The 20,727-nt window shown below is 29.2% G+C and carries 19 protein-coding genes; 9 read left to right on the forward strand and 10 right to left on the reverse strand.

The window, feature by feature from the left end; translation table 11 throughout:
- The first annotated feature begins 72 nt into the window (after window positions 1–72).
- From Lupro_RS00570 to Lupro_RS00590, 5 genes are read left to right on the forward strand one after another with little or no spacing between them, the layout of a single operon-like run.
- Window positions 73–1,104 carry a DHH family phosphoesterase gene (locus Lupro_RS00570; RefSeq protein WP_068205564.1) on the forward strand — a complete coding sequence of 344 codons (1,032 nt, stop codon included), beginning with the start codon at window positions 73–75 and terminating at the stop codon, window positions 1,102–1,104.
- Window positions 1,094–1,639 carry a gliding motility-associated peptidyl-prolyl isomerase GldI gene (gldI, locus tag Lupro_RS00575; protein ID WP_068205565.1) on the forward strand — a complete coding sequence of 182 codons (546 nt, stop codon included), beginning with the start codon at window positions 1,094–1,096 and terminating at the stop codon, window positions 1,637–1,639. The genes Lupro_RS00570 and gldI overlap by 11 nt, the downstream gene beginning before the upstream one ends.
- On the forward strand, window positions 1,626–2,354 hold the full coding sequence (locus tag Lupro_RS13820; RefSeq protein ID WP_068205566.1) for an FKBP-type peptidyl-prolyl cis-trans isomerase: 729 nt from the start codon (window positions 1,626–1,628) through the stop codon (window positions 2,352–2,354). The genes gldI and Lupro_RS13820 overlap by 14 nt, the downstream gene beginning before the upstream one ends.
- Complete coding sequence (locus tag Lupro_RS00585) at window positions 2,355–3,470, forward strand: peptidylprolyl isomerase (protein WP_068205567.1); 1,116 nt, start codon at window positions 2,355–2,357, stop codon at window positions 3,468–3,470.
- A gap of 20 nt (window positions 3,471–3,490) precedes the next feature.
- Window positions 3,491–4,060, forward strand: coding sequence for a phosphatase PAP2 family protein (locus Lupro_RS00590; RefSeq protein WP_068205568.1), 570 nt, complete (start codon window positions 3,491–3,493; stop codon window positions 4,058–4,060).
- Here the strand turns inward: Lupro_RS00590 and Lupro_RS00595 are convergent.
- The 7 genes from Lupro_RS00595 to meaB form a co-directional block, all read right to left on the reverse strand.
- Entirely contained in the window at window positions 4,050–4,727 is a 678-nt protein-coding gene (locus Lupro_RS00595; RefSeq protein ID WP_099092382.1) for a hypothetical protein, read from the reverse strand. The two genes, Lupro_RS00590 and Lupro_RS00595, sit on opposite strands and share 11 nt — an antisense overlap.
- A 12-nt stretch (window positions 4,728–4,739) precedes the next feature.
- Window positions 4,740–6,365 carry an ArnT family glycosyltransferase gene (locus tag Lupro_RS00600; RefSeq protein ID WP_068205569.1) on the reverse strand — a complete coding sequence of 542 codons (1,626 nt, stop codon included), beginning with the start codon at window positions 6,363–6,365 and terminating at the stop codon, window positions 4,740–4,742.
- Between the two features lie 33 nt (window positions 6,366–6,398).
- Window positions 6,399–7,706, reverse strand: coding sequence for an ArnT family glycosyltransferase (locus Lupro_RS00605; RefSeq protein ID WP_227807454.1), 1,308 nt, complete (start codon window positions 7,704–7,706; stop codon window positions 6,399–6,401).
- 114 nt (window positions 7,707–7,820) lie between these two features.
- Window positions 7,821–8,558 carry a glycosyltransferase gene (locus Lupro_RS00610; protein WP_068205571.1) on the reverse strand — a complete coding sequence of 246 codons (738 nt, stop codon included), beginning with the start codon at window positions 8,556–8,558 and terminating at the stop codon, window positions 7,821–7,823.
- Window positions 8,559–8,637: 79 nt separating this feature from the next.
- Window positions 8,638–9,255, reverse strand: coding sequence for a lipid-A-disaccharide synthase N-terminal domain-containing protein (locus Lupro_RS00615; protein ID WP_068205572.1), 618 nt, complete (start codon window positions 9,253–9,255; stop codon window positions 8,638–8,640).
- Window positions 9,255–9,968 (reverse strand): glycosyltransferase, encoded by a 714-nt coding sequence (locus tag Lupro_RS00620; protein WP_068205573.1) that lies wholly within the window; start codon window positions 9,966–9,968, stop codon window positions 9,255–9,257. Before Lupro_RS00620 ends, Lupro_RS00615 begins: the two co-directional genes overlap by 1 nt.
- Window positions 9,968–11,053: a methylmalonyl Co-A mutase-associated GTPase MeaB gene (meaB, locus tag Lupro_RS00625; protein WP_068205574.1), complete on the reverse strand. Its 1,086-nt coding sequence runs from the start codon at window positions 11,051–11,053 to the stop codon at window positions 9,968–9,970. The genes Lupro_RS00620 and meaB overlap by 1 nt, the downstream gene beginning before the upstream one ends.
- Window positions 11,054–11,262: 209 nt before the next feature.
- Between meaB and cysS the strand changes: the two genes are divergently transcribed.
- The 4 genes from cysS (at window position 11,263) to Lupro_RS00645 (ending at window position 15,456) form a co-directional block, all read left to right on the forward strand.
- Window positions 11,263–12,735, forward strand: a complete 1,473-nt coding sequence (gene cysS / locus Lupro_RS00630; protein WP_068205575.1) for a cysteine--tRNA ligase — start codon at window positions 11,263–11,265, stop codon at window positions 12,733–12,735.
- Window positions 12,736–12,737: 2 nt separating this feature from the next.
- Window positions 12,738–12,995, forward strand: a complete 258-nt coding sequence (gene yidD / locus Lupro_RS00635) for a membrane protein insertion efficiency factor YidD (protein ID WP_068205576.1) — start codon at window positions 12,738–12,740, stop codon at window positions 12,993–12,995.
- 69 nt (window positions 12,996–13,064) lie between these two features.
- The gene (gene lgt, locus Lupro_RS00640) at window positions 13,065–13,880 is read left to right on the forward strand and encodes a prolipoprotein diacylglyceryl transferase (protein ID WP_068205577.1); all 816 of its coding nucleotides are present in this window, start codon (window positions 13,065–13,067) and stop codon (window positions 13,878–13,880) included.
- Between the two features lie 139 nt (window positions 13,881–14,019).
- Window positions 14,020–15,456 carry an amidohydrolase gene (locus tag Lupro_RS00645; RefSeq protein WP_068205578.1) on the forward strand — a complete coding sequence of 479 codons (1,437 nt, stop codon included), beginning with the start codon at window positions 14,020–14,022 and terminating at the stop codon, window positions 15,454–15,456.
- Between the two features lie 48 nt (window positions 15,457–15,504).
- Here Lupro_RS00645 and Lupro_RS00650 read toward each other — a convergent pair whose 3' ends face one another.
- The 3 genes from Lupro_RS00650 to Lupro_RS00660 all read right to left on the reverse strand — a co-directional run bounded on the left by Lupro_RS00650 (window position 15,505) and on the right by Lupro_RS00660 (window position 20,720).
- The gene (locus Lupro_RS00650) at window positions 15,505–17,769 is read right to left on the reverse strand and encodes a M1 family metallopeptidase (RefSeq protein WP_158499542.1); all 2,265 of its coding nucleotides are present in this window, start codon (window positions 17,767–17,769) and stop codon (window positions 15,505–15,507) included.
- Between the two features lie 116 nt (window positions 17,770–17,885).
- Entirely contained in the window at window positions 17,886–20,156 is a 2,271-nt protein-coding gene (locus tag Lupro_RS00655; protein WP_068205579.1) for a M1 family metallopeptidase, read from the reverse strand.
- Window positions 20,157–20,222: 66 nt separating this feature from the next.
- Complete coding sequence (locus tag Lupro_RS00660) at window positions 20,223–20,720, reverse strand: DUF6702 family protein (RefSeq protein WP_068205580.1); 498 nt, start codon at window positions 20,718–20,720, stop codon at window positions 20,223–20,225.
- Between the last annotated feature and the right edge of the window lie 7 nt (window positions 20,721–20,727).

Here is a 20,727-nt window from a genome sequence, read left to right on the forward strand (position 1 = left end):
TAATAATGATTTAACAAGTATACAAAGATTCATAAAATAAAATATGGTATTAAATTGTATATTTGCAAACTTATGAATGTAGATGAAATAAAGGAAATAAAAGAACTACTTTCTACACCCAAAAAAGTAGTTATTGTACCACATAAAAACCCTGATGGAGACGCTGTAGGAGCAAGTTTAGCAGTATACCTTTATCTATTAAAAAAAGGACACCAAGTTACTGTTGTAAGCCCCAATGACTATCCAGATTTTTTGAAGTGGTTACCAAAATCAAAAGAGGTATATAAATTTGATATGCAAAATAGGCAGTCAAAAAGAGCTATTGATGAGGCATCAATAATTTTTTTATTAGATTTTAATGCCTTACACAGAATTGGCAGTGATATGCAGCATTATTTAGAACAATTTTCAGGAGATTTTATAATGATTGATCATCATCAACAACCAGATGACGTTGCAAAGTATTTGTATTCAGATACTTCAATCTGTTCAACTTGTCAAATGGTGTACCATTTTTTAGAGAAATTAGATGATTTAGATAAAATTGACACTGATATTTCAACGTGTTTATATACGGGTATTATGACTGATACAGGCTCTTTCAGGTTTCCATCTACAACAAGTACTACTCATAAAATTATAGCAAATTTAATTGATAAAGGAGCAGATAATGCAAAAATTCACAACAATGTTTACGATACAAATTCCTATGGTAGATTACAGCTTTTAGGGAGGGCTTTAAGTAATTTGGTAGTTATTGATAAACTAAAAACGGCTTATATTACGTTAACTCAACAAGATTTAGATGAATTTAATTATCAAAAAGGAGATACCGAAGGAGTTGTAAATTATGCACTTTCACTTAAAGAAATTATTTTTGCAGTTATTTTTATTGAAGATATAGACCAGAAAATTATTAAAATTTCATTGCGGTCAAAAGGTAAGTTTTCTGTTAATAAATTTGCAAGAGAACATTTTGATGGAGGAGGACATGATAATGCAGCAGGAGGGAAATCACTCATTTCTTTAGATGCAACGGTCTCAAAATTTTTGAGTATACTTCCTAATTATAAAAATGAATTATTAAGCTCTTATGAAGAATAAAGTTGTAATTTATATTCTTGTTTTCACCTTGTTTTCTTGTGCGAATTCAATACCTAGAAAACCCATAGTAAGAAAAACTACTTCACTAATGAAGGAGTCAGTTTCATTCAATAAATCTTTAAATAAACTTGAAGAAAATAAGTTTAAAGAGATAATTAAAAATGATTCATTAAATAGTTACAATGCTTCATCAAGTGGTTTTTGGTATAAATTTAACAATAAGAATTCAGCAAGTTATTTACCTCAGAGAGGTGATAATTTGGTTTATACCTATGAAGTTTATGATATAAATAATAACATTATTTACTCTAAAGATGAAATAGGAGAACAAACATATGTTGTAGATAAGCAAGAAATAATAGAAGGTCTTAGAAATGGATTGAAATTGATGAGAGAAGGTGATAATGTAACTTTTTTATTTCCATCTCATAAAGTTTTTGGATATTTGGGAGATCAAAAAAAAATAGGCATAAATCAGCCTTTAATATATAAAGTTCAATTAAATAAAATAAATAAGCAAAATGAAAGTAATTAAGTTTTTAGTAATTATTACGCTAGTTTCAACAGTTTTATCGTGTAATAGTAAAGGAGTTACAAAAAAATCGTTAAAAAATGATATCGATACCGTGAGTTATGCCTTAGGAATGGATATAGCTAAAAAGCTAAAAGTAAATTTCTCAGAAGTAGATAAAGACCTATTTATGCAAGGAGTTATAAGTGGTATTGATTCTACAGATATTTTAATAAACCCAGAGAAGATAGAAGTGATTATAAGATCATTTTTTCAAAAAAAACAAGCTGAAGTTAGAAAGAAAAAACAAGAAGAAGCATTGAAAAAAGTGGAAGCTGAGTTTGGTGATGCAAAAAAAGCAGGTGAAAAGTTTTTAGAAGAAAATAAATCGAAAAAAGGAGTTAATGTTACAGAAAGTGGGCTGCAATATATTATTTTAAAAGAAGGAAAAGGAGATAAACCAAGCGCAACTTCAAGTGTGAAAGTACACTATAAAGGAATGCTTGTAGATGGAACCGTGTTTGATAGTTCGTTAGATAAAGGGATGCCTGCTACATTTGCGGTAAACAGAGTAATTAAAGGGTGGACAGAAGGACTTCAATTAATGAGTGTTGGTTCTAAGTATAAATTTTTTATTCCTCAGGAATTGGCTTATGGTGCTTTTCCGCGCAACGGCGGTAAAATACCACCATTTGCGCCGCTAGTTTTTGAAGTAGAATTATTGGAAATTGTAAAATAGATGAAAACAGTTAAATTTTTTATTCCTATTTTTTTAGTACTTATTGCATCTTGTAAACCAACTAAGTATGCTGATTTAGCTGATGGTTTGTATGCGAATATGGAAACAAATAAAGGCGATATTTTATTAAAACTAGAATTTGAAAAAACACCAATAACAGTTGCTAATTTTGTTTCCTTAGCAGAAGGAACTAATAAACAGTTACCAGATTCATTAAAAGGGAAACCATATTATAATGGTATTACTTTTCATAGAGTTATAAAAGACTTTATGATTCAAGGTGGTGACCCAACAGGTACAGGTGAAGGAGATCCAGGCTATAAGTTTAAAGATGAATTCCCTAAAAACAATAAAGGGGAATTATTGTTGAAACACGATAAATCAGGCGTTTTATCAATGGCTAACTCAGGTTCAGATACAAATGGAAGTCAATTTTTCATCACACATAAAGCAACTCCTTGGTTAGATGGCAAGCATACTGTTTTTGGCAGTGTTATCAAAGGGCAAAATGTAGTAGATTCAATTGTTCAAAATGATACTATAATAAATGTAGATATTATAAAAATAGGAAAAGCTGCACGAAAGTTTAATGCAAAAAAAGTATTTTCAAGTTTTTATAAAAATTATGCTGAGGAGCAAATTAAAAAACAGCAAAAAATTAAAAATGCGATAGATAATACCTTAGCATTAATTGATGAAAATATAGCAAAAGCAACTGAACTTCCTTCAGGGTTGAAAATGACCATTATTGAAACTAAAAATGGAGAAAAACCTAAAAAAGGTGTTGATGTAAAAGTAAATTATGCGGGTTATTTTACGGATGGTAGATTGTTTGACACTAGTTATAAAGAGGTAGCAAAAGCATATCAAGTATATGATCATATACGTGATGATAAAGGTGGTTACGCCTCGTTTAGAACAATTTATAATTCTGAAGCTAGATTGATTCCCGGATTTAGAGAAGGATTATTAAAAATGAGAATAGGAGATAAAGCTATGTTATTTATCCCTTCACATTTGGCTTATGGAACACAAGGAGCAGGAGATGTTATACCTCCAAATACCGATTTAGTTTTTGTAATAGAATTGGTAAAGGTAGTTTCCAATAAACAATAATTAAATATAAGTTAGGGCTTATGTTAGAAACACTTTTGAATAAAGACATAGAGCTACTAATCTATTTAAATAATTTAGGTTCAGTACAATGGGATGGGTTTTGGTTATTTGTTACAAATAAATTTAGCGCCATTCCATTGTATTTATTGTTACTTTATCTTGGGTACAAACAATACGGTATCAAAAAAATAGTGATAGCAGTACTTTTTATTGTTTTGCTAATTACTTTTTCTGATCAAACAAGTAATCTTTTTAAATATGGTTTCAAAAGGTTACGTCCGTGCCACAATGAAAATATTTCTAATTTAATAAGATTTGTTGGAAATAGATGTGGAGGTTTATATTCTTACTTTTCAGGACATGCAACAAACTCAATGGCAATTGCAGTGTTTTTTGGTTTCCTATTAAAAAATAAATACAACTATTTATTTTCTATATTAATTTTTTGGGCTTTACTGGTTGCTTATAGTAGAATTTATGTTGGTGTTCATTTCCCATTAGATGTTTTTACAGGAATTCTTTTTGGTCTTCTATATGGTCTTCTATTTTACAAACTCTTTAATTTATTTTTAAAAAAGTTTATGAAGTAACATTATAAATTTGTTTATTGAGTGGATTTAAAAATATTAAAAAGAAAATTACACCAAAGGCTAATTCATACAGCTCCCATTTTCTATCTGAATTCACAAAAAATATCAATCCGGTTGAAGCTAAAAAAGCTATAGTATGATGCCATTTTACAATTGGGATTGCAAATAAATTTATAAGCTTCTGAATAGATTTAAATTTTCTATAGAGCACAGGAAGAATTAAAATGTAAATTATTAAAATAATAGTTAAAAGCTGACTGAATATAATTTTATTTATTTTTTTACCTTCAACAACCATATTGTGTAAATTAGTTTCACCTTGGGCATTATTTTCTATAAAATACTCTGATGATTGAATATTAAAAATACGCTGACCCCAAGAAATTTCTTCACCAGCACCAAATAAAAACACCAATGCCATACCTAGAACACCTATTTTCCAATAAATATTTTTGTGTTTAAAAAGTTTAAAAAATCTGTAAAATAATAATACACTTGAAAAGAAAATAAATATAAACTGGCTGTTTTCTATAAAGCCATCTTCTTTACTGTAAACAGTATCAAAATATGTAATATTTGTTGAAGCATAATAAATACCAATTGCAAATGCAATAATTAGAAATGCATAACCAAGATAGTCTGTTTTTGTAAGTGTTTTTATATTCATAAGTCAAAAGTACTATTTTTTTGAGATTAAATAAAACTGTCGAATTAAACGTTCTTTGCTTTTGCTTCCTACGTTCAAATTATATGTTTCAATAAGTTTAGTGTTGTAATCATTTTCTAATTGAGCTAAAATTAGTTTAATGTCCTTATTCATTAAAAGTAATCCAAATTGATTTTCATTAGGGATTTTCAACTTTTCATTTTTATAAACATTTTTTAAAATACCATTATAATCCCATAATAATTCAGGAGTAATTTCACCTATTACATACGCTTTAATGTTGTAGCTCCTTTCAAGTTTATGAAGTTTATGAATTGAATTAAAGGCTTTATTTTTAGTTAAACTTTTTGAAATAGGTAATCCAAAGGTAAAAATGGTAACCATAAATAAAATGGTTAAATAAAATACAGACTTTATCTTTTGTTGAAATAATTTTTTAATAATTAGAAGCCCTATTAAAAAGATAGATATTGATGTTAAGACATAACTTACCCAGTGTTGTTGAATAGCTTCATTAAGAAAAAAATAAAGTGCAAATGGTAAAATTAGACCTAATAATGCGATGAGTAAGAAATTAAAATAAACCGGGTAAATTTCAATTTTACGCTTCATTTTAGAAAAATTAGTAATTAAATATTGTATGTAAAAACCAGTATTTAAGGCTAATGGAATTAATACAGGAACTAAATAGCGAGGTTTTTTTTCTGGAATTAGTGAAAGTAAAATTACAGCAATTATAGTCCACCAAAATGTGAATTTATATACTTTGTTATTTTCAACACGATTCCTTAAATAAGGATATAACAAACTTATAAAAGCTGGAATTGCCCATAAACCAGATTGAATAAAAAAGCTCCAGTAGTAATAAAAAGGTTTTACATTGTAACTACTCCAATTTGCGGTTTCTTTACCTGCAATTTCTAAAAACGCCTTAGAATCTGCTAAGCGAACGTATATAAACCACCAACCACCAATAATTATAAATAAAATTACAAAGCTAATTAGCGGAGCAATTTTGGTTTTCAATTTTTTAAATTTATAGGTTATACCATAAGAGATTAAAAAAGGTAATAAAATTGCATAAATTGAAACAGGCCCTTTACTTAAAAATGATAAGCCAACAAAAATAGCAGCAATTAAAGCTTTTTCCCAGCTTACTTTTTCTTCTTCAAAAAATTGAAATATATAATATACGCCAGCTAACATAAATCCGTGTGTAAAAATATCCCAAGGAGCCTCGTTAATAATAGCAATAATATAAAATGAAGTAACTAAAATAAAACCATTTTGAAGACTCTGTTTTTTTGATAGCTCAAGTTTTAACGATAAAAAATAACCAAAAACACCTAAAAATAACACCATAATTGCTGCAGGTAATCGTAAAGCGAATAGATTATCCATTCCAAAAATCAAACCTGAAATTGCTGTAATCCAGGTTGGTAATGGGGGTTTTTGGTAACGTGCTTCACCATTCATTGTAGTTAAAATCCAGTTGTTATCATGTACCATTTCACGTGCAGTGATAAAATTGCGAGCTTCCATAATGGTTACGTTTGGAACATTTAAATGCACTAATAGCATCAATAAAACAACAATTGATAAAGATGCTATTGGATATTTTTCAATGGTTTTTATCATTTAGAAAGAGCTATAATTTTAAATATAAGTTATTTATTTTTTGAAGATATAAATACCTTTTTTGTAATTAGAGTCTATTTTTTTTAATAAACTCATTTCTTGGTTATCAATATTTTTAATTTTTTTAGTTGGAATAATAATTAAAAATGGGTTTTTGGTTTTAAAAGCTTCTTTTAATTTATGAGTATTCTCAATAGTTTTCATGTTACCTTTTGTATAAAACTGTCCAGAATAACTTTTATTTTGCCAATGATAAATAGGAATATTATTATCTGCGGTATTTTCAATTAGGTATTTATCAGTGTTTATGTAAAACTCTTTTTTGTCACTAATAGTTAATCCAATATAAAATAACAAGGCAATAAATGGAAAAAACAAACTCCCAATAATAATTTTTTTTCTATGTAAAATAGTTTTCCACCAATGTGTTATTAGCAAAGCAATAGGCACCATTACAGGTAAAATATAAGGGTGAATTAAACTTTTTGAAACTGTAAAAAATAGAGGAGTCCATAGTAGCCAAAAAAGTAAAAATGTAACCCATTTATTTTTAAATATAACGGTTTTATTTTTCCATAATTTACGAATTGTTATTTGAATCCAAGGAAGTGCAAACAATACTAAAAATATCCAAATCATTCCAAGTGGTTGAGATTTAGGGAAACCATATTTATCACCTTTCCAACTAGAGTCTAAAAACCTTTTAAAATGTTCTCCAACAATAAAGTAATCTATAAAACCAGGTGTTTTTTGTTCTGCCAAATAATACCAAGGAATCGCAATTATTGCTGTTATTAGTATTCCTAAAATCCATGGAAAGAATTTCCATAAGTTTTTAAATTCTTTAAAAACAACAAGCCAAATAAAAATAGGAGGCCCTGTTAAAATAATTATAATAGGACCTTTTGCAAGTAAACCTAAACCTATACCTACAAAAAACAAATATTTCCAAATTTTTTGTTTGTTGTTGATTCCTTCCCAAAAAGAAATCATAACTAGCGTAACACAAAATGCTAAGGCAGTATCTGTTGAAACAACACCAGCATGAATTAAAAACTCAGGAATTGTTAAGAGTATTACCCCTGGAATAAAGAAATCTAACCCTTTTCGTTTAGCGTATTTACCTATAAGAAGCACCATTAAAATGCTTAAAAGTAGATAAGGTAATCTAGCAGCAAACTCATTAACACCAAATAGTTCAAAGCTTATTGCAGATAACCAAGTTGAAAGAGGAGGCTTTGCCCAAAAGGGAACACCATAATCTATTTGTGGTGTAATCCAATTGTTAGTTTCAGCCATAATTCTAGCAATATTAGCGTAACGAGCTTCTGTTTTGTCCATTAAAGGGATAGCATAATTTAAGAAAGCTCTAAATAGAATGAGACCGATTACTATACTCAAATAGGGTGATATTTTTTTTGAAAACAATTTCATTTTTAGTTTAATTGGTTTTACCTATTTGTAATGTTTTTGGATACGATATAAATCTAACCAAAGTTTAAAGAAGTAAGTCATTTTAACTTTAGAATCATCGTAATCTATCCAAGATTTTAAAGGTACTTCCTTGCATATTTTATGCATTTTTTCTTCTCCATAAATTTTAATAATTCTGTGAAAGAGTTCTACATCAAATAACCATTTTGAGATAAATTTTTCGTTAAAAATATTTTTAGAAAGTTTACTATCAAATATTTTACAGCCACATTGCGTATCGTAAACCCCTAATTTTAGCTGTTTTGATATAAACGTAGCAATAACTCTTCCTATTAAAAAACGAGATGTTTTTCGCTGAATATTCGTATCAATTTTTTTTATTCTTGATCCAAATGCAAATACCACTTTATTAGTAACTAATTTACTAATCTCATAGCACTCCTCCAAAGTAGTAGCTAAATCTGCATCTAAATAAGCAATTTTGTTGAATTTTAGATTTTTATTACAGTATGTTATTCCCGTTCTAACGGCTTCAGCCTTTCCTACATTTTTTGGCGTAGAAATAGCTTCAACATTGTTAGGATAAGCAATTTTTATGGAATTTAAGACTTCTAAAGTATTGTCACTAGAGCCATCATTTACAAAGCATAATAAAACATTTTTTTGTGCTTCAAGAAAATTAAGCATCCGTTTTTTGTCTAATCTTTTTTCTTCATTATAGCAGGGTATAACAATACATAGCTCAAATTGTTTAATCATTCTTGTTTTTTTAAAATACTTTCAACTTTTACAAATGTATGGATAATTAGGAAAGTACAATAAGCACTTAATTTAATTTTTATTGTTTTCTTAAAATAAAAATATTTCTTATATATATGATAGACCCCATTAAATGCCCAACTAAAAGTACAGGGTCTTCTCTAAAGATGGCATAAATCAATATCATAATTGAACCAATTAAGCTTAACAACCAAAATCCAAAAGGTAAAGATGATTCTTTTTTCTTTTCAGAGTAAATCCATTGATACACAAATCGAAGTGTAAAAATAACTTGTGCTACACTTCCCCAAATTAACAACCAAAAAGGAATGGCTTCATTTTTAAGAAGTTTATTTAAATCGTAGATATTATTATTAAAAGAATAAATAACTATTAATAAGGGGAAAATCCATAAAAACCACCGTAAAATCTTAGGTGCTTTTTGCCATTCTCCTTGTAATTGTAAGTTTCTAATGTATATAAAATAGGTAAGAGTTTGCCCTAACATAATGGCAAAATCATCACGTAAATATCCATAAACAAATAATAGGAAAGAGGCAAATAGGCTTAGTTTCCAAAAAATGGAAGGGGTTAAAACTTTCTTATTCTTTTCTGATAAAATCCATTGTAAAATTAATCTTCCTGAAAATAAAAGTTGTGCTAAAAAGCCTATGCTATAAATTATCCAACTACTCATTAATTTATTTTAGCAATTTTGTAATTGATATATTTTTTCTTCATCCATAAATAGGCAAAACAATCTATGAGTGGACCTATAAGTCTATTCCATAAACCGTATTTTGCTTCACCGGCAATTCTAGGGAAATGTTGCACAGGTATTTGTTTAATTTTTCCATTTTGCAATAAAATCATAGCTGGTAAAAAACGATGTAAGCCTTTAAACATAGGTATTTTTTTTGCATACTCAGTTTTAATTACTTTTAAAGGGCAGCCAGTATCATCCATTCCGTCATGTGTAAAAGCACGCCTAATTCCATTTGCTATAGTTGATGACATATTTTTCACAAAAGTATCTTTTCTATTTGCTCTTACTCCTGTAACTAAATCATATTCTCCAATTTGAGCCAATAATAAATTAAAATCTTCAGGAGCAGTTTGTAAATCAGAATCTATATAACCAACCAATTCAGTATCAGTATTCTTAAATCCAGCAGTTATTGCAGCACTTAACCCACAGTTTTGTTGAAACTGAATAAAATTAAAATCTGAATTGTTCATACAAATTTCTTCAATTAATTGTTGGCTTTTATCTTTGCTTCCATCATTTACAAAGAGGATTTTTGTTTTTTTTGCAGCTATTTTTAGATAGTTAGAAAGTTCTTGTTCAACTCGTTGTAAATTAGCTTCTTCATTGTAAACAGGAACAATGATAGTAAATTCGTAGTTCATTATTTTTTTGATAGTTTTAGGATTTCTTGAGCAGCTTTAAAAGGTGTTGTTTTGAGGTTTTTTATGTCCTCTTTATATTTTTTTAATCCTTCTTTTACCCTTTTTTTGTTGTAAAAATTGGTAATTAGCTGGTAATTAATAGTTTCTAGAAACCAATAATTATTTTGTTCATTTCTATGCTTTTCAAAATAGCCATTTGACTTTGTTAAGTTAAAATAATCATTAATAATTTTGTAAACGGTGTCAATGCCTTCATTATAAATGGCACTACAAGTTGTTACTTGTGGTTGCCAGCCACTTTCTTTTGGCGGATACAAATGCAATGCGCGTGTAAATTCATTTTTTGCAAGTTCAGCATATTTTTTATTGTCATTGTCAGCTTTGTTAATTACAATTGCATCAGCCATTTCAATTATACCACGTTTAATTCCTTGTAATTCGTCACCAGCACCAGCTAATTTTAATAATAAAAAGAAATCAACCATTGAATGCACTGCTGTTTCACTTTGACCAACACCTACAGTTTCAATAAAAATAACATCAAAACTAGCAGCTTCACATAAAATAATAGTTTCACGTGTTTTTTGTGCAACACCTCCCAAAGAAGAACCACTTGGAGAAGGACGTATATATACATTTTGATCCTTTACCAATTCTTCCATACGAGTTTTATCACCTAAAATACTTCCTTTATTAATAGAACTACTTGGATCAATAGCTAATACAGCAACTTTTTTATTTTGTTTAGTGAAATATTTTCCAAAAGCTTCAATAAAAGTACTTTTCCCTACGCCTGGAACACCAGTTATGCCAATTCTAACAGATTTATTTGCAAAAGGTAAACATTGTTCTAAAATTGCAGTTGCTTTTTTTTGATGATTTGAATTGGTACTTTCAATTAACGTTATTGCACGGCTTAAATAAGAAATATCTCCTTCAATAATTTTCTCAACAAACTCTTCTTCAGTAGGTTGTTTCCTTCGTTGTCGTTTTATTTTTTTTATTGAACTATCATTAGTTGTTGCAGGTTGTTGAATTCCTTCAACCTCATGTAAAGCAGATTTCAATGATTTTTTGTTGGTCATATTTCAAACTCAATAATTGATGTAAATTTAAAATATTTTTTTTGATATAAAATACAAGGTATAAAATAAAGATGTATGAAATTTTATTTAACCGTTTATGCATTCTGTGTAATAGTTTATATTTCTAAGTTACTAAATCCATTGCAGTATTAATTTCTCCATTAGAGATTTGTTTTTATCTTTACATTCTCAAAAATAAGTAACAATTAATGGAATTATACAAAACAAACCAACTTAAAATATACAATTCTTTAAGTAAATCAAAAGAAGTTTTTAAACCAATTGTTGAAGGTAATGTTGGTATGTATGTTTGTGGCCCTACAGTTTATAGTAATGTACACTTAGGAAATGTTAGAACGTTTATGTCGTTTGATATGATTTTTCGTTACTTAAAACACTTGGGGTATAAAGTACGCTATGTACGTAATATTACTGATGCAGGACATTTAACAGATGATGATGCAGAAGATAAAATTGCTACCAAAGCTCGATTGGAAAAAATAGAGCCTATGGAAGTTGTACAACGTTATACAATAGATTTTCACAATACGCTACAAAATATTAATAATTTACCTCCAAGTATTGAGCCAACAGCTACAGGGCATATAGTTGAACAAATTGAAATAATTAAAGATATTTTAGCTAAAGGAATGGCTTATGAAGTTAATGGCTCTGTATATTTTGATGTTTTAAAATACAATGAAACTGAAAACTACGGCATACTTTCAGGTAGAAAAATTGAAGATTCTATACAAAATACACGAGAGTTAGAGGGGCAGTCTGAAAAGAAGAATCCACAAGATTTTGCACTTTGGAAAAAAGCTGATGAACGGCACATTATGCGTTGGCCTTCACCTTGGAGTGATGGTTTTCCAGGTTGGCATTTAGAATGTAGTGCAATGAGTACTAAATATTTAGGGAGTGAATTTGACATTCATGGAGGCGGAATGGATTTAAAGTTTCCACACCATGAATGTGAAATTGCACAGTCTAAGGTTAAAAATGGTGTAAACCCTGTACATTATTGGATGCATGCAAATATGTTGATTTTAAATGGAGAAAAAATGTCTAAATCAACAGGAAATTATATTTTGCCTAATGAGATATTTTCAGGTAAAAATAACATTTTAAGTAAACCATTTTCCCCAAGTGTAACACGATTTTTTATGTTACAAGCAAATTATAGAAGTATATTAGATTTTACAAATGCAGGAATTGAAGCATCTGAAAAAGGCTATATTAAATTAGAAGAAGCCGTAAATAATTTAGATAATATAATAGTATCAAAAGAATCTTCAATAGATATTAAAGGTTGGAAACAAAAATGTTATGATGCTATGAATGATGATTTTAATACACCTATTTTAATTGCAAATTTATTTGAAGCAGTTAAATTTGTGAATTTATTACTCGTTAAAAAAGAAACCATAACAGAAGTAGATTTAAAAGAATTTAAGTTTACGTTAAAAGCATTTTTTTACGACGTGTTAGGTTTAAAAAATGAGATTCAACAAAACAGTTCAGATAAATTAACGGGTGTGGTAGAATTGTTAATTCAAATGAGAAAAGAAGCTAGAGATAATAAAAATTGGGCATTATCTGATCAAATTAGAGATGAACTTTTAGCTTTGGGTATTCAATTAAAAGATGGTAAAGATGGAACTACTTTTTCAATAAATTAATTTTGAAAAGTTTTACTAAAATATTGGCAATTCCATTTATATGGTTAGTTCGTTTTTATCAAGCAGCAATATCTCCTTATACACCATCAAGCTGCAGGTATACACCAACTTGTTCTAGTTATACGTTAGAAGCACTTCAAAAACATGGAATATTTAGAGGTGGTAAATTGGCAATTAAAAGAATCTTTAGTTGTCATCCTTGGGGAGGAAGCGGTTATGATCCGGTACCCGATACAGAAGATAAAAAAAGTAAAAAATAAGTTTAATTATATTAAAAGTTACTACAACTAAACATTTATTATATATTTACAACACTAAAAATAAAATTAATGATACTACTTCAAATTGATTGGAATCCTTCACCAATATTATTCAAATTAGGTCCAGTTGCAATACGATATTATAGTTTAATGTTTGTTTTTGCATTTACATTAGGCTTGTATATAATGAAAAAAATATTTATAAATGATAAAATTCCTTTAGAAAAATTAGATTCATTATTTATGTACGCTGTTATAGCAACATTGATAGGAGCAAGGATAGGGCATTTTTTATTTTATCAGCCAGAATTTCTATTTAAACACCCTCTTGAAGTTTTGTTACCAGTTAAATTTTCTCCAAAATTTGAGTTTATTGGCTATAGAGGCTTGGCAAGTCATGGTGCTGCAATAGGAATAATTTTGGCTATGTATTGGTTTAGTAAAAAAATATTAAAAAAACCATTACTTTATATTTTAGATAGAATTGTAGTTCCAGTTGCGTTAGGTGCAATGTTTGTTAGAATAGGAAATTTAATGAATTCAGAAATTATTGGAAAACCTACAAATTCTAATTATGGATTTGTTTTTAGAAGATTAGGAGAAGATTTTCCTAGGCATCCTGCACAATTATATGAAGCCATTAGTTATTTGGTAATATTTATTATTCTTTGGTACATTTACTGGAAAACAGATAAAAAACAAAAACTAGGTTATATTTTTGGACTCTTTTTTGTGTTACTCTGGTCAGTTAGATTTGTAATTGAGTTTTTCAAAGAAGCACAGGTTGATGATCGTTCTCAATGGGCACTCAATACGGGACAATGGTTGAGTATTCCTCTAATTTTTGTTGGATTTTATTTTATGTTTCGAAAAACAAAATCTTAAATTAAACACCTAAAATAGTATAACTTGTTTTTACGAATAAAGTATCATATAATTATGAGATTTTATTCTTATAATTAGGTAAATCTTTTGCTGTTAAAGTTTTTTTATATCTTTAGAAGATAAATTTAAACTCTTTTCAATGAAAACAAAACTATTATTAATTGTAGCACTGTGTTTTACAATTACAACTTCATTTTCTCAAAAAAAAATAGGCAAAACAAAAAAAGCGATTATAAGTTCTGTGGAAAACCATAAAAAAGATCTTATAAATATTAGTGATGAAATTTGGTCATTGGCAGAAACTGCTTTTGAGGAAAATAAATCTTCAAAATTATTGGCAGATTATGCAGAAAAACAAGGATTTAAGGTTGAGCGTGGTGTAGCTGGTATTCCAACCGCTTTTGTAGCCACTTATGGTTCTGGTAGGCCAGTAATAAGTGTTTTAGGTGAATTTGATGCACTCCCAGGTATTTCACAAAAGGCAAAACCAACAAAAGATCCTATTAATGAAGGAGAGCCTGGTCATGGTTGTGGTCATAACTTATTTGGGTCTGCAAGTTTAGGCGCAGCAATAGCTATTAAAGAATTAATAGAGAGCGGTAAAATTAAAGGAACTGTTAAGTTTTTTGGAACACCAAGTGAAGAAAAATATTTCGGAAAAATTTGGATGGTACGCGCAGGACTTTGGAATGATGTTGATGTTAACATAAGTTGGCATCCTTCTGCTGAAATTAAAGCAGATGTGCAAAGTTCATTAGCATTGGTAGATTTTAAAATTGAATTTTATGGGCAATCAGCTCATGCTTCCGCTGACCCTTGGAATGGTAGAAGTGCATCTGATGCATTAGAATTATATACTACAGGCATTAATTACTATAGAGAACATGTAAAACCTACAGTAAGAATGCACTATCATATACAGGATGCAGGTAAAGTGGTTAATGTAGTTCCTGATTATGCAAGACTTTGGATGCGAGTTAGAGATACAAAAAGATCTGGGTTAATGCCTGTATATGAACAGGCTATGAAAATGGCTGAAGGAGCAGCAATTTTAGCGAATGTAGACTATAAGGTTTCACTAATTTCAGGAATATACGAAGTGTTGGTGAATAGAGAAGGAGGTAAAATAATGCAAAATAATCTTGAATTATTAGGGCCTATTAGTTATACGGATGAAGAAATCTCATTTGGAAAAAAAATACAAGAAGCTACAGGTAAAAAACAAATAGGAATGGATAGTACTATAAAGCCCTTAAAAGAAACAAGAGAAAATCCAGGAGGTGGCTCAACAGATGTAGGAGATGTAAGTTGGAATGTTGCAAACATAAATTTAGGTGTTACTACAGCACCAAAAGATACACCTTGGCATTCGTGGGCAGTAGTGGCTTGTGGAGGTATGAGTATTGGCCATAAAGGAATGCTGTATGCATCAAAAGCAATGGCAATGACTATGCTTGATTTATTTGAAAACCCTGAATTGCTTAAAAAAGTTAAGGATGAATATGTTAAAAGAAAAGGGAGTGAAGTTTATAAGGCAATTATCCCTGATGGGCCTCCTCCAATTCCTGTAAATTAAGGATAATTATATAAAATAATAAAGCCACTCTTTTGAAGTGGCTTTATTTTAACTTTTAATTTGAGTTTTTTTAAATTTTTCAAATTTAGTTTCTTTGTTTTTTGGCCAGCTATTGTTACTTAAATTTACATCAGCGGTTTGTTCATCTGGATCAATAGTAATTTTTTTAATTGCTTTACTAGAAGGAAAAACTTTGGTAACTTCTTTATCATTGTGTCTCCAAATTTGAGCTGGATATTGTTTGCGTTCTTTGGTACCATCTTCATATTCAAATTCAACAATAATAGGCATTACTAAATCTCCTGGTTTTTCAAACACTAGTTCATAAAAATATTTTGGTGCTTTTAGGGATGCTTTTTCTTGTTCATCAAAGTTAGCAGAAATATACTCACTTAATAAATTATAATCTTCGGGTTTTTTATTTTTTAAATCGTTTGTAAATTCATCACTATCTTCAGAAACTAAATAAAGAGCAGGAGGCAGTTGATCAATAGTAATACCGTACCGTTTTGCCATGTTTTTAGCTCTTTCAGTAGGTTTATCGGTTACATAATATTTTTTTACTTCTTTAATACCAATATCGTTATTTCCTGTAGTATAAAACCAACCTCTCCAAAACCAATCTAAATCCATAGCAGAAGCATCTTCCATAGTTCTAAAGAAATCGGCAGGAGTAGGGTGTTTAAATGCCCAACGTTTGGCATAAGTTTTAAATGCTTTGTCAAATAATTTAGGTCCCATAATTGTATTTCTAAGTATGTACAAGCCAGTTGCAGGTTTTGCATAAGCATTGGCTCCAAAACTATAGACGTGGTCACCTTGTGTCATAATTGGAGCTATTTTACTTTGATCTCCTTTCATATATCCAACAATATTCTTTGGTAACCCTCTATTTAAAGGGTAGTTATCTTCATACTCTCTTTGAGCCAACATTTGAACAAAAGAATTTAAACCTTCGTCCATCCAAGTCCATTGACGTTCATCAGAATTAATAATCATTGGAAAAAAATTATGTCCAACTTCATGTATAATTACTCCTAACATTCTATATTTAATTCTGTCATTATAACTTCCATCGGGGTTAGGTCTTCCTCTATTGAAACAAATTTGAGGATATTCCATCCCTATATTTTTTGCATGAACCGAAATAGCCTTATGGTAAGGGTAATCTACAGTATATTTTGAATATGTTTTTAGAGTTTGAGCTACTGCTCTTGTAGAATGTTTTTCCCATAGTGGGTTCCCTTCTTTTGGATAGTATGAATATGCCATAACCGTATTGCCATTAATATCAACAGCCATTCCATCCCAAATATATTTTCGAGAAGAAGCAAATGCATAATCACGTACATTTTTAGCCGAAAACTTCCAAGTTTTAGTTTTTTTAGTATTGTTTTGCTCAGCTTTTATGGCTTCATCTTGTGTGACAATAATTACAGGGTTATCAAAAGATTTTTTAGCCAATTCAAATCTTTTATATTGATTTTTTGAAAGGACTTCTTTAGGGTTTAATAATACACCTGTTGCACCCAAAATATGGTCTTTAGGTGTAGTAATATTCACATCAAAATCACCAAATTCTAGTGCAAATTCACTACGACCCCAAAATTGTAAATTTTGCCAACCATCAACATTGTCGTAAACTGCTAATCTTGGATAAAATTGAGCAATAATATAATCATTATTTCCATCTGGAAAGTGTTCAAAACCTGAACGACCACCATCTTTAACATGATTATTGATGTTATACCACCACTTTATTTTAAATGAATATGTACCACCTGAAGTCAATGGTTTATCTAAATCTAGGCGCATCATTGTGTGGTTTATTTGATAGGGAATATTACTACCATCAATATTTTTAACATATTCAATTTTAAATCCGCCGTCAAAAGGATTTTTAATAAATGTTTTTGAAAATTGAGAAGGAGAATACAATGTATTTGCATCACTCCCTTGTATATCAGGTGTTTCAGAATTAGCAGCACGCATATTTTGATCTAACTGAATCCATAAATATTCTAAATTATCTTTAGAATTATTGTGATATGTTATAGTTTCTTCACCATAAATACGTTGATTTTCATCATCTAAAATAATATCCATTTTATAATCAACTTGTTGTTGGGTATATTCATAACCTGGAGCTCCAGAAGCAGTATGTTGAGTATTTGGTGTTGGTAATTCTTGATGTAATTGTTTAAACTTACTTGTATTGTAATGCCCTTTTTGTTGCTGAGTTTTTTGAGCAGAAGTGACGGTAGTATAAAAAAGTAATAGGATAAGAGAAGTAAAAGTGAATAATTTTTTCATTGAGTAGTTAGATTAGAGTTTAAGAATAGAAATTATAAAATAAATAAAAATAAACTGACTAAAAAGTAGGTTTTCATTATTTGAATTTCAACACTTTTAGTCAGCTTTAGTTATTTTTAACTTTTAATTTGAGTTTTTTTAAATTTTTCAAATTTAGTTTCTTTGTTTTTTGGCCAGCTATTGTTACTTAAATTTACATCAGCGGTTTGTTCATCTGGATCAATAGTAATTTTTTTAATAGCTTTACTAGAAGGAAAAACTTTAGTAACTTCTTTATCATTGTGTCTCCAAATTTGAGCCGGATATTGTTTGCGTTCTTTAGTACCATCTTCATATTCAAATTCAACAATAATAGGCATTACTAAATCTCCTGGTTTTTCAAACACTAGTTCATAAAAATATTTTGGTGCTTTTAGGGATGCTTTTTCTTGTTCATCAAAGTTAGCAGAAATATACTCACTTAATAGGGCATAATCTTCGGGTTTTTTATTTTTTAAATCGTTTGTAAATTCATCACTATCTTCAGAAACTAAATAAAGAGCAGGAGGCAGTTGATCAATAGTAATACCGTACCGTTTTGCCATGTTTTTAGCTCTTTCAGTAGGTTTATCGGTTACATAATATTTTTTTACTTCTTTAATACCAATATCGTTATTTCCTGTAGTATAAAACCAACCTCTCCAAAACCAATCTAAATCCATAGCAGAAGCATCTTCCATAGTTCTAAAGAAATCGGCAGGAGTAGGGTGTTTAAATTTCCATCGTTTGGCATAAGTTTTAAATGCTTTATCAAATAACTCAGGTCCCATAATAGTTTGGCGTAAAATAAATAAACCTGCAGCTGGTTTGGCATAAGCATTTGCTCCAAAGTTAAAAACATTATCGCCTTGCGACATAATTGGTGCTATTTTACTTTGGTCACCTTTCATATAACCAATAACATTTTTTGGATATTTACTAAAAGGAAATAGGTTAGAATCATACTTATTTTCTGCTAAAATTTCAACAAAAGAATTAATACCTTCATCCATCCAAGTCCACTGTCTTTCATCTGAATTTACGATCATTGGGAAAAAGTTATGTCCAACTTCGTGAGTCACCACACCAATCATACCTTTTTTTGTTCTTTCTGTATATTTCCCATCAGGGTTCGGTCTTCCAAAATTCCAACAAATCATAGGGTATTCCATACCTTGACGTTTTGCATTAACAGATGTTGCTTGTGGATAAGGATAATCAAAAGTGTGTTCAGAATAAACTTTTAATGTATTGGCTACTACTTTTGTTGAATGTTCTTCCCATAGAGGATTTCCTTCATTAGGGTATAAAGAATAAGCCATTACTGTTCTTTCATTAAGTTTAACAGCCATAGCATCCCAAATTAATTTACGAGATGAAGCAAAAGCAAAATCACGTACATTTTCAGCTTTCAATTTCCAAGTCTTAGAATCTTTTGCTCTTCCTTTTTCGGCTTCAAGAGCCTCTTCAGGAGTTACAATAAATACAGGGTTATCATAAGAATTTTGAGCTGCTTGATATCTTTTAAATTGTTTTTTATTAAATACTTCTTTAGGGTTTTGTATTACTCCAGTTCCATTTAAAATATGGTCTTTAGGTGTTGTTATAGATACTTCATAATTACCAAATTCCAGTGCAAACTCACTACTTCCCCAAAATTGCATATTTTGCCATCCTTCAACATTGTTGTATACTGCTAAACGAGGAAAAAATTGCGCAATTACATATAATTTATTTCCATCAGGAAAAGGCTCATAACCTGAACGTCCTCTTTCAGAAGTATAGTCATTAATATTATACCACCATTTAATATTAAACACAAATTTTGCTCCCGAAACTATTGGTTTTGGCAAATCAATTCGCATCATTGTTTGGTTTATAGTATAGTTTATTGAATTTCCATTAGTATCAGTTATAGATTGAATGTTGAAACCACCTTGGAATGGTTTTCCCATAAACATTTTTGTGAATTTAGATGGCGAATATAAAGCATCAGGGCCACCACCACTAATGTCAGGTTTTTTCGAATTTGGGGCTCTTATATTTTGATCAAGTTGAATCCATAAATACTCTAAATTATCTTTTGAATTATTGTGATATGTGATAGTTTCTTCACCAAACAATTTTTGATTATAATCGTCTAAAATAATATTCATTTTATAATCTACCTGTTGTTGAGTGTATTCATATCCAGGAGCTCCAGAAGCGGTGTGTTGTTTATTTGGAGTGGGCAACTCTTCCTTTAACTGTTTAAATTTACTTGTATTATAATGCCCTTGTTGTCTCTCTTTTTTCTGTTCAACTTCTTGGCTGTATAATGTTGTTGAAACACAAATAATAGACAATACTAAAATTAATAATTTTTTCATAGATAGTTAGCTTAAAAAAAATGATAATTAAAATTAATTATTTTTATTAAGAAAAAAGTTTAAGTATTAAAACTTTAACAAACCTTTATCATTTTTTCTGTTTAAATAAAATGTTTTGTTAATGTTGTTAGCCTTTATTTTAATAATATTTTCTTGATCTTCAAATGTTTCAAACAAACAATTATTTATCACTTCTATAGAGTTAATACTTTTAATGTTAGTTATTTCTAAGTAAAACCGAACAAGATCACCATCGTATTCTTTTCCAATGTAGTTATATATTTGTAGTTTGTTATTTACAATAATTTTAAAATGTTTATTTAAATAACTTTTGTAGTATTTATCAATATTTTTAACTTCATCAGTTGTAGCTAAATTTAATATTGTATCATTACTCTTGTTCAGTGTAACTTCAAGGTCATCAATAAACATCCCCAATGTTATTTGTATCGATTTTTGTTCTTCAACATATTCAATTTCACATAAACTTATATAGTATTTATGCACAGAAAATGCAAGTAGAGGAATAACTATAAGGAGTGTGAAATATTTTAAATGTTTCATTGTTTTA

The organism is Lutibacter profundi, assembly GCF_001543325.1.
In the GTDB taxonomy this organism is placed as follows: domain Bacteria; phylum Bacteroidota; class Bacteroidia; order Flavobacteriales; family Flavobacteriaceae; genus Lutibacter; species Lutibacter profundi.

Excerpts from the sequence above, each read along its gene's own strand:
- Lupro_RS00570 (WP_068205564.1), top strand. The coding sequence starts at position 73 with ATGAATGTAGATGAAATAAAGGAAATAAAAGAACTACTTTCTACACCC.
- gldI (WP_068205565.1), top strand. The coding sequence starts at position 1,094 with ATGAAGAATAAAGTTGTAATTTATATTCTTGTTTTCACCTTGTTTTCT.
- Lupro_RS13820 (WP_068205566.1), top strand. The coding sequence starts at position 1,626 with ATGAAAGTAATTAAGTTTTTAGTAATTATTACGCTAGTTTCAACAGTT.
- Lupro_RS00585 (WP_068205567.1), top strand. The coding sequence starts at position 2,355 with ATGAAAACAGTTAAATTTTTTATTCCTATTTTTTTAGTACTTATTGCA.
- Lupro_RS00590 (WP_068205568.1), top strand. The coding sequence starts at position 3,491 with ATGTTAGAAACACTTTTGAATAAAGACATAGAGCTACTAATCTATTTA.
- Lupro_RS00595 (WP_099092382.1), bottom strand. The coding sequence starts at position 4,727 with ATGAATATAAAAACACTTACAAAAACAGACTATCTTGGTTATGCATTT.
- Lupro_RS00600 (WP_068205569.1), bottom strand. The coding sequence starts at position 6,365 with ATGATAAAAACCATTGAAAAATATCCAATAGCATCTTTATCAATTGTT.
- Lupro_RS00605 (WP_227807454.1), bottom strand. The coding sequence starts at position 7,706 with ATGGACAAAACAGAAGCTCGTTACGCTAATATTGCTAGAATTATGGCT.
- Lupro_RS00610 (WP_068205571.1), bottom strand. The coding sequence starts at position 8,558 with ATGATTAAACAATTTGAGCTATGTATTGTTATACCCTGCTATAATGAA.
- Lupro_RS00615 (WP_068205572.1), bottom strand. The coding sequence starts at position 9,255 with ATGAGTAGTTGGATAATTTATAGCATAGGCTTTTTAGCACAACTTTTA.
- Lupro_RS00620 (WP_068205573.1), bottom strand. The coding sequence starts at position 9,968 with ATGAACTACGAATTTACTATCATTGTTCCTGTTTACAATGAAGAAGCT.
- meaB (WP_068205574.1), bottom strand. The coding sequence starts at position 11,053 with ATGACCAACAAAAAATCATTGAAATCTGCTTTACATGAGGTTGAAGGA.
- cysS (WP_068205575.1), top strand. The coding sequence starts at position 11,263 with ATGGAATTATACAAAACAAACCAACTTAAAATATACAATTCTTTAAGT.
- lgt (WP_068205577.1), top strand. The coding sequence starts at position 13,065 with ATGATACTACTTCAAATTGATTGGAATCCTTCACCAATATTATTCAAA.
- Lupro_RS00645 (WP_068205578.1), top strand. The coding sequence starts at position 14,020 with ATGAAAACAAAACTATTATTAATTGTAGCACTGTGTTTTACAATTACA.
- Lupro_RS00650 (WP_158499542.1), bottom strand. The coding sequence starts at position 17,769 with ATGAAAAAATTATTCACTTTTACTTCTCTTATCCTATTACTTTTTTAT.
- Lupro_RS00655 (WP_068205579.1), bottom strand. The coding sequence starts at position 20,156 with ATGAAAAAATTATTAATTTTAGTATTGTCTATTATTTGTGTTTCAACA.
- Lupro_RS00660 (WP_068205580.1), bottom strand. The coding sequence starts at position 20,720 with ATGAAACATTTAAAATATTTCACACTCCTTATAGTTATTCCTCTACTT.